Raw genomic sequence first — 9,027 nt, forward strand, 5'->3', positions numbered from 1 at the left:
TCGTGAACGTCCTAACTCCCGAGCAAGGGTAGCGATTGAACTTTTACTTTTCAAAGTAGCATAAATTTCGTATCTTTCATCTTGAGAAAGTTGGGTGTATTTCTTCATTGTGTGCTTTCCAATTGCGGGTTGAAAAAGTCTAATGATTCTATGAATACACCTAACTTTTTCAACTAACTACAAATGTGTTGCACTTGAGATTTGAATCTGCGAATTAAAAATAGGGTCTGTTGACATTTCATAAAGGCAGCCACAGATAAATACAAGCTAAGGCAACTGCGCTTCGAAAGTTTCGCTTTAGTTTATCAAACCGTGTAGCAATTCCTCGGAATTGCTTCAAACGGCAAAAAGCATTCTCAACTAAGTGTCTGATTTTATATAAATACCAGTCCATATGATCATTACTTGATTTCGTGTTTGATTTCTTCGGTATATTCGCTTTAGCACTTTAATTTTTAATCTGCTCTCTTAATATTTCAGAATCATAGCCTTTATCCATACAGACTATTTCAGTGTCAGTTAAATCTAATTGTTCGACTAAAATAGGGGCAACTTTGACATCATGGGTGGTTCCATCTGAAATAATAAATTCGATCGGGTTACCGTGAGAGTCAACAGCTAAGTGAATTTTAGAATTATTACCCCCAACACTTTTTGAAATATCCTGATTAGGGATTTCTGATGAATGTTGGTGTGCTCTAACATGAGTAGCATCAATAAATATCCATTCACGATCAGCGTTCTCTGAGAATATTTTAAATATTTTCATTATCTTATCTTTATTAGACCAGCGATTGTACTTTTTAAAAATTGAGTTTGGATTACCAAAAACCTCGGGTAAATCTCTCGAAGGGCATCCTGTTCTAATACGATATAGGATTGCCTCAAAAAAATTTCTCAAATTTGATTTGAGATAAATATTAAAATTGCGAGAATAGCTTTTAACTTAGACCAGTGTTGATCATTCAACATTGTACGAGGTATAGCGAGTAGTGAATTTGGTTTGGCGATTGAATTTTACTATCTCGCTATTTTTTTATACAGCAAATGTCAACAGATCCTATTCATTTTTTAATTGAAATGTCATCTAAATGACACATCGCAACCGTATATTAAGCAGCAAGAACAATACAACAAAATAATTTTTATTTAACCCGCTTAATTTGGGAGAGTTAAGTGGGTTTTTTATTGCCTAGAGAAATGTTGCAAGTACTATAAAAAAAATAAGCTCAACTGATCAGAGTGAATCAATGTTTTTTTAAAGCAGACACTGAAATAAAAGCACCTCAGCCTCCACGTTGGATTGATCTAAGAGATCATCTTCTAGCAATACAACGCAACGTGTTTTTCCGATAGGGTTAAACAAAAACACGCATTGGAGTTTGTTGAAAGCTGCTGCTATAGTGAGCGCAGTATTTTTTATTTAGGTGGTTTATGCTCGCTTTAATTTCTCCAGCCAAGACTTTAGATTATGAAACTGCATTACCAAGCGATGAATATACTCAACCTAGATTACTTCAACATTCACAAGAGTTAATTGATGTAGCACGTAAACTTTCTGCTACAGAAATTGCCAGTTTAATGAGTGTCAGTGAAAAAATTGCCACTTTGAATGTCGAGCGTTTTCGTGACTGGCAAGCAGAGTTTGATCTTGCCAATGCACGTCAGGCCATGTTTGCCTTTAAAGGTGATGTGTACACAGGCTTAGATGCTTATAGTTTATCTGCTGCAGAGATTGAGTTTGCTCAACAACACTTGCGCATGCTTTCTGGCTTATATGGCTTATTGCGTCCATTGGATTTAATGATGCCGTATCGTTTGGAAATGGGCACTAAGTTGCATAATGCGCGCGGTGAAAATTTGTATCGTTTCTGGGGCGATATCATCACCAATTTAATTAACCAAGATTTAAAACATAACCAGTCGGCATTATTAGTTAATCTAGCTTCCGATGAATATTATAAGTCGGTGCAGGAAGCAAAAATTCAGGCTGAAATTATTAAACCTGTATTTTTAGATCAGAAAAATGGTAAATATAAAGTCATCAGTTTTTATGCCAAAAAAGCCCGTGGTTTGATGGCACGTTTTATCATCGAGAATAAATTAGAACGCGCAGAAGACTTAAAAGCATTCAATAGTGAAGGTTATTATTTCGATGCAGACAGTTCTTTAAAAGGCGAATTGGTCTTTAAACGTGACGAGCAAGCCGCCTAACTGTCGGTTTAATCGTTGAATCTCCCATCATGCTAACCTATGGCAGATGGGGGCGAGACTGACCAATCTCCTGTTTGTACTCTTAAAGCTGTTTAAAGGCTTCTATGGCACGTAATCGGCTAAGTTTTAAATCTACAATTGGATGCGGATAATCCAGTTTTAGATTTGGATTTTTCGCATATGGTTCATGAATATTTTTGGCATCTAAATGAGCCAGTTTAGGTAGCCATGTGCGAATATAATCACCATTGGGGTCAAACTTTTGTGATTGGCTCACAGGGTTGAAAATCCTAAAATAGGGCACTGCATCTGTACCAGTCGAGGCACACCATTGCCAGCCACCGTTATTGGCAGCCAAATCACCATCAATTAAATGTTGCATAAACCACTGTTCGCCCAAGCGCCAGTCAATTAACAGGTTTTTGCACAGAAACATTGCGCAAATCATTCTGACTCGATTATGCATCCAGCCCGTTTGCAAAAGTTGTTGCATGCCTGCATCCACAATGGGGATGCCTGTTTTTCCTTGTTGCCATGCTGCTAAACCTGCAGGATCATTTCGCCATGCCACCTGTGCGGTCTGATCTTTAAAAGGGCGGTGCTTTGAAACTTTGGGATAATCAAACAAAATATGTTGATAAAACTCACGCCACAGTAATTCATCTAACCAAGTTTGTTGCCCTGTATTTTCAAGATGAAAATGTCCTTGTGAATGCGCAAAAACCGCAGCCAGACATTGCCGAATGGAGAGAATGCCACAGTTTAAATACGCAGATAATTGGCTGGTACCAGACAACGCTGGAAAATCACGCTGTTGCTGATAATCTTGCATTTGTTCACGCGTAAAATCATCCAACAATTGCTGTGCATGTTGTTCCGTGACTGCCCATAAATTTTGTTGTGCCGTTGGAAGTGGGTCGAAACCTAAGTGTTCTAAACTTGGTACAGTAGAGAGATATTGTTCAGGAAGTTGAATCGACGTTTGAGCTTGTGGCAGAGGAAAGCAACGCGGAATACTGACACTCAACTGTTGATAGGCATACTTTTTAAATGCACTGAATACCTGATAAGGTTTCATGCTCTGATTGCGCACCGTACCCACAGGAAAAAGCGTACGGTCATGGTACAAAATCAAGTCCTGACCGTGTTGGTTTAAGGTTTGTTGAACTTCAAGATCACGTTTTAGTTCATTCACTCCTAATTCAATATTGGCATAAATATTTTGAATCGGATGTGAGTCTTTTAATGTTTGGCATAGTTGGAGCAGCATTTGTGCAATGTCAGTCCAAGATGGTGTAATTTGAACAATCAGTGGGATATTGAGTTGTGCGAGTTCGTCTTTTAGTGCATTTAGTTGACGCAAATAAAAGTCAATTTTAATGGGCGCATCGTGATGCAAACGATATTGCTGAGGCGAAAGAATCACTACGCCAATACAAGCTCCTACTTGGCTAGCATGCCAAAGCGCGGTGTGATCTGAAATTCTTAAATCTTGTCGGAACCAAACTAAATTATAGCTTTGCATGGGAAGAATGCTTGAGGTGAGCGCTGGAAAAGTGATTTCATTATAAGCATGGCTGGGTCGCATTGTCTTAAATGTGAAGGATTTATTTGACCAATAAAACAACAATGTGCTGTGTTGATTTTTCCTGTAACGATCTTTCCGCAATAGCCTGCCTGAAAGGATCTTTCAGTAATGTGCTTATCCTAAATTTTAGAATGGCAAACAAAAAAGCAAAGTAAAAATACTTTGCCTTTTGCTTCGATCAATACTGATCTTAGTGGTGATGACCACCCGCACCGTGTACGTGACCGTGATCTAATTCTTCTTGAGAAGCTTCACGGATTTCAACGATTTCTACTTCAAACGTTAAATCTTGACCAGCAAGTGGGAAGTTTGCATCAACAATTACGTTGTCACCTTCAACTGCTTTTACAGTTACGATTTGAACGCCATCATCAGTTTGCGCTTGGAACTGCATGCCTGCTTGGATGTTGTCTACACCTTGGAACATTTGTACAGGAACTTCTTGTACTAAGTCTGGGTTGTATTCGCCATAACCTTCAGCTGCAGGTACGTTTACAGTGAACTTTTCGCCTACTGTTTTACCTTCTAACGCTTTTTCTAAACCAGGGATGATGTTACCTGCACCATGCAAATAGGCAAGTGGTTCACCTTGAGATTTGTCGAGAGTTTCACCCTCTGCGTTAGTCAATGTGTAGTGGAAAGAAACCACGAGGTCATTTGCAATAGCAGTCATGTTATTGATCCATTCAATTTTTTAAGGGTACATCATAAAGTGAAACGTGGAATTTGTTATAGACATTTCTGCAAATTCTTCACTTTTCCGAGTTTTTATGACATTTTTTAGTTAATCGGGGCAATTTTTATAATTTCAATGCAAATTTATGCGTCATACATATAAATTTGCAGATTTTATTGCAGGCTCATTTTAACCCCTTTGTATGATGTGTAGATGACAATAAAAAAGATGGGACATTGCCCATCTTGGTGATCGTTAAATCTTGAGGATCATCGGCTTCTAACCAAGTGAAGTTTGCTCATCTTCTACAGGTTGATGGCTAAAGAAATTAAACAAACTGCCAAACCACATCATAATTCTTTCAAAAATATTGGCTTCAACAATGTTGACTTGTTCTTCAATCGCAAAGCTATTAATCAATTGATTATTTTGATAAACGTGTACGGTTGCCAGTTTCATGACCTGTGCCAATGGCGCAGTCAGTAACTTTTCAGACAACTCAATATTGACATGCGTTTGTGTACGCTGTGCAGGTTCAAGTGTTTCTAATCCACCTTGTGCATTCGTAAGTTGTAGACGTTGAGTGCTTTGATCAAACTGCGCCAAGTTAATTGCATGTGGCTGTTCATACAGTGATGTCGTTACAAACTTTGGCTGACTGCTTTCAATCTTAAACATGCGTAAAGTCGATTTCACCACAGGCAATTCTGCAATCATTTGTTTGGGTTTAATCGCGACTTCATTACGGGTATAGCTATAGGCTAAATTTAATAATTGATGTGCCACCTCAGCGCGTTTTTGCGCACTCTTGGTTCCCATCACCACCACCACCAAACGACGTTCAGGTGCATCACTGTCCAGTGTTGGGCGGTTTGCGGTTAGGGCAAGGTTGTAGCCTGCAGCTTTGGTGAAGCCTGTTTTTAATCCATCTACACTTGGGTCTTGTTTTAATAAAATATTGGTCGCACGGTGAAAGTGCTGATTATAGGTAAAACTGGTCTGTTTTGAATAAGCCAAATAATCGGGTGTTTCAGTCACAATCGCTTGTGCCAAACGTGCCATATCTGCCGCAGAAGAATAATGGTTTGGCATGGTCACACCAGACGGATTCTGAAAATGTGTGTCTTGCATACCCAAAGCTTGCGCTTCCTGATTCATTCGGGCAATAAACTGCGGCACACCACCTGCAACACGTTCACCTAAAGTGAGTGCAGCATCGTTAGCAGACATAATAATTAAGCCTGCCAATAATTGATCTACCGAAATCTGCTCACCTGCTTTTAGATACATTTGTGATTCATCCCACATCACTTGTTCTACCACAGGTGTTGCGGTCAAAATTTCATGTCGGTCTAATTTACCTGCCTGAATATCTTTCAGCACAATATAGGCCACCATCATTTTAGTGAGTGAAGCAGGTGCACGTTGTACGTGACTATTGTGTTCTGCAATCACTTGCCCAGATTGTGGGTCTAAAATTGCCCATGCTTCGGCTTCGACACTTTCAGCTTGAATATTCAATAATGCGGCATGCGTGATTGCGCTGCAGAGCCAGCAGAGCGCCGCAATCAGATAGATAACACGTTTCAAAGAAGTTCCTTATTTACACCAATCCATTGGTGTCACAATGGTTTTAAGCAGCAAAAACAATAACAATTGACTAGGGAATGCTATGCCTTTTTTGCTCAGATGGCTACCCATAAATGCAGACAAATCTCATCTTGACGCATCAATTGCTAAAAAAATGTTAAGCTTGTTGCCAAGTTCTTATTTATACATTTTGTATTGCCCATTATGTTGCATTATCAAATCGAATTTGACGATTATCGTCAGCATCTTATTCATGTCACCGTGCGTTTTTTGGCTAATCCTACTCAGGTTTTATCTCTACCCACTTGGATTCCAGGCAGCTATTTAATTCGTGAATTTTCCAAACATCTTGAGTCGGTACGTGCTTATGATGAAGCGGGGCGTATCCTTAAAATTCAGAAATTTGAAAAGAATAAATGGCGCTTATTTAATATCGATCATGAATTGATTACGGTGGAATATGATGTCTACGCTTATGATTTGTCAGTGCGTGGCGCTTATGTCGATCAAACCCGTTTATACGTCAATCCTGCCTGTGCCTGTTTGGGCTTAGATGGGCAAGAAGATAAAGCTATTGAAGTTGAATTATTTTTACCAGACGAGCTGAAGCATTTTCAGCTTGCGACAGGTTTGGCAGCAAAAAGTTTGGTGAAAGGGCGTTATACCTTAAAAGCCAAAAACTATGCCGAACTGATTGATGCACCGTTTGAATTGGCAGAACAAACCCGTTTTAGTTTTACCGCAGCAGATATTCCACACGAATTTGTGGTTTCGGGCAAACATGCAATGAACGCTGCGCGTATGCAGCAAGATATTGAAAAAATTTGTGCTACACAAATTACCATGTTTGGTTCTGCGCCATTTGAAAACTATACCTTTATGACCATGGCAACAGGCAATAGCTATGGCGGTTTAGAGCATCCAAACAGTACCAGTTTAATTACACCTCGTGATGATTTGCCGAAAGCTAACGAACCTGAACAACCTTCTAAAGATTATCAGCGCTTTTTAGGTCTGTGCAGCCATGAGTATTTTCATAGTTGGTTGGTGAAATTCATTCGTCCTGAAAGCTTTGTGAATTATGATCTGAATCAGGAAGGTTATACATCGCTGTTATGGATTTTTGAAGGCTTTACGTCTTATTACGATGATTTGTTATTGCTGCGTAGTGGTGTAATTGATCTGGCGGCTTATTTGGAGTTGCTCAAAGCACAAATTGATCGTTATTTGCAAAATCCGGGTCGTGCGATTCAAACGGTAGCAGAATCTAGTTTTGATGCTTGGGTCAAGTTCTATCGTCAAGATGAAAACTCGAACAATGCAGGAACCAGCTACTATAACAAAGGCTGTTTGGTGGCTTTATGTTTAGATTTGGGCTTGCGTTTGCGTGGTTCAAGCTTAGATGCCTTAATGCAGAAATTGTACGCTAATGCGCAACAGGGCATTCAAGTGCATGAGCGCACTATCTTTGAATTATGTAAAGAATTGACAGGAGATGATTGGTCGGAGCAAATCCATCATTTAATTAACACGACTGATGAATTGCCGCTCGATCAGTTATTGCCTGAATTTGGCGTTGATTATCAGCTAAAACAGGATAAGTCTTTGCCGTTTGGTTTAAAATTGGCAGATAAACCTGAAGGGGTGTTGGTACAAGCTGCCCATCGTGAAGGTGCTGCGGCAAAAGCAGGACTTTCTGCGCTTGATGTGATTGTTGCGATTGATGGCTTAAAGGCATCTGTAAAATCACTTGAGCAATATGCCAAACAGGATGCAGCTTATACTGTTCATGCATTCCGCCGTGATGAGTTGATGACTTTTGAACTGAATGCTGCGCAGATTGAATTGCCAGAAGTGGCATTAAGCGTTACAGATCAGGCAAAAGTAGAACAGTGGTTAAAAGGTTGATCATAAAAAATGTAAACCGATGCTTTTGCATCGGTTTACTTTTAATAAAAATATTAAGAAAGTAACTAAGTGTAATGCTTAAGAGGGACCAAGGCTTAAGTTATGAGAAATGAGGTGGAATATCAGTTAAAAGAGCTGATATTAGATGATGACTTCAATAGTTTGCAGAATTTAGTAAATGAAGAAGTCAATCTTATGGAAATTTTAAGAGTTTCACACAGAGAATTACAGCATTCAAATTTTTTAGCATGGCTGTTTGATCCTGCAGAAACTCATAAATTAGGAGATTTTGTATTAAAAGAGTTTATAAAATTATATTTTAAAGAAAATGAATTTCAAAATTTAGGTAATAAGTCAGGTTTATCTGTTTTTGATTTTGTTCACTTAGATTTTGATGACCTCGTAATTCATAGGGAAATGCAAAATATAGATTTATTGTTTTTATCTAAAAAGAATGAATTTTGTATGATGATTGAAAATAAAATATACTCTGGAGAAGGAAAAGGTCAGCTTAGAAAATATAGAAATATTATTGAAACAAGTTATCCTGATTATAAACATAAGATTTATATTTATTTGTCTTTGGAAGATCAAAATATTAATGATCAGGATTCAAAACATTATGTTCAGTTAAATTATGGTCATATTAGTAAGCTGATTGAACAAAAAATCCTAAAACAATCAGCTAATTTGGCTGAAAAAACCAAATTTGTTCTTGAGCAATATTTACAGACGTTAAAATCTATGTTGAATGAAAATAAAGAAATTGAAGATATCGCAAAAAAACTCTATAAGAGATATAAGTCTGCTTTCGATTTAGTTTTTAAATATAGTACGCCAAATGATACAAGTGAAATTGGTAATATTTTACGTGAACTTATCGAGCAAGAGAAGTTATTGTTACCTTATAACAGTAATAAAACTTAAGTTGACAAAAATAACTAATCATGCGAAAAAAGTTTTTTTAGTTAACAGATGTTCACACATGCCTCGAATTGTTTCTGTACCACTTAGTTTAGAACAGCGAGAACGACTCATTTTTCTGGCCAAG

The 9,027-nt window shown here is 38.1% G+C and carries 7 protein-coding genes and 2 pseudogenes; 4 read left to right on the forward strand and 5 right to left on the reverse strand.

Annotated elements, in window-relative coordinates; all coding sequences use genetic code 11:
- The coding region (locus tag FTU35_RS12720) for a helix-turn-helix domain-containing protein (protein WP_178319009.1) at nt 1-108 on the reverse strand (108 nt) is incomplete at its 3' end.
- Nucleotides 109-238: 130 nt separating this feature from the next.
- Nucleotides 239-984: pseudogene (locus tag FTU35_RS12725) on the reverse strand (IS5 family transposase).
- A 450-nt stretch (nt 985-1,434) separates the two neighbouring features.
- Between FTU35_RS12725 and yaaA the strand changes: the two are divergent.
- On the forward strand, nt 1,435-2,214 hold the full coding sequence (gene yaaA, locus FTU35_RS12730; protein ID WP_179990676.1) for a peroxide stress protein YaaA: 780 nt from the start codon (nt 1,435-1,437) through the stop codon (nt 2,212-2,214).
- 82 nt (nt 2,215-2,296) lie between these two features.
- Here the strand turns inward: yaaA and FTU35_RS12735 are convergent, their stop codons facing one another.
- The 3 genes from FTU35_RS12735 to FTU35_RS12745 all read right to left on the reverse strand — a co-directional run bounded on the left by FTU35_RS12735 (nt 2,297) and on the right by FTU35_RS12745 (nt 6,068).
- Nucleotides 2,297-3,739 carry a deoxyribodipyrimidine photo-lyase gene (locus FTU35_RS12735; protein ID WP_180064784.1) on the reverse strand — a complete coding sequence of 481 codons (1,443 nt, stop codon included), beginning with the start codon at nt 3,737-3,739 and terminating at the stop codon, nt 2,297-2,299.
- 253 nt (nt 3,740-3,992) lie between these two features.
- Nucleotides 3,993-4,475, reverse strand: coding sequence for a peptidylprolyl isomerase (gene slyD, locus FTU35_RS12740; RefSeq protein ID WP_131261771.1), 483 nt, complete (start codon nt 4,473-4,475; stop codon nt 3,993-3,995).
- 282 nt (nt 4,476-4,757) lie between these two features.
- A complete protein-coding gene (locus FTU35_RS12745) occupies nt 4,758-6,068 on the reverse strand; it encodes a D-alanyl-D-alanine carboxypeptidase family protein (RefSeq protein WP_180005702.1) in 1,311 nt (436 codons plus the stop codon).
- A gap of 204 nt (nt 6,069-6,272) precedes the next feature.
- Here FTU35_RS12745 and FTU35_RS12750 point away from each other — a divergent pair, with 204 nt between their 5' ends.
- The 3 genes and pseudogenes from FTU35_RS12750 to FTU35_RS13555 all read left to right on the forward strand — a co-directional run.
- The gene (locus FTU35_RS12750) at nt 6,273-7,976 is read left to right on the forward strand and encodes a M61 family metallopeptidase (RefSeq protein WP_004972995.1); all 1,704 of its coding nucleotides are present in this window, start codon (nt 6,273-6,275) and stop codon (nt 7,974-7,976) included.
- 114 nt (nt 7,977-8,090) lie between these two features.
- A complete protein-coding gene (locus tag FTU35_RS12755; protein ID WP_373686824.1) occupies nt 8,091-8,903 on the forward strand; it encodes a PD-(D/E)XK nuclease family protein in 813 nt (270 codons plus the stop codon).
- 58 nt (nt 8,904-8,961) lie between these two features.
- Nucleotides 8,962-9,027 (forward strand): annotated as a pseudogene (locus FTU35_RS13555) (helix-turn-helix domain-containing protein); the annotation flags it as partial.

It is taken from the genome of Acinetobacter sp. YH12095 (genome assembly GCF_013419245.1).
GTDB lineage: Bacteria > Pseudomonadota > Gammaproteobacteria > Pseudomonadales > Moraxellaceae > Acinetobacter > Acinetobacter towneri.

Excerpts from the sequence above, each read along its gene's own strand:
- FTU35_RS12735 (WP_180064784.1), bottom strand. The coding sequence starts at position 3,739 with ATGCAAAGCTATAATTTAGTTTGGTTCCGACAAGATTTAAGAATTTCA.
- FTU35_RS12750 (WP_004972995.1), top strand. The coding sequence starts at position 6,273 with ATGTTGCATTATCAAATCGAATTTGACGATTATCGTCAGCATCTTATT.
- yaaA (WP_179990676.1), top strand. The coding sequence starts at position 1,435 with ATGCTCGCTTTAATTTCTCCAGCCAAGACTTTAGATTATGAAACTGCA.
- slyD (WP_131261771.1), bottom strand. The coding sequence starts at position 4,475 with ATGACTGCTATTGCAAATGACCTCGTGGTTTCTTTCCACTACACATTG.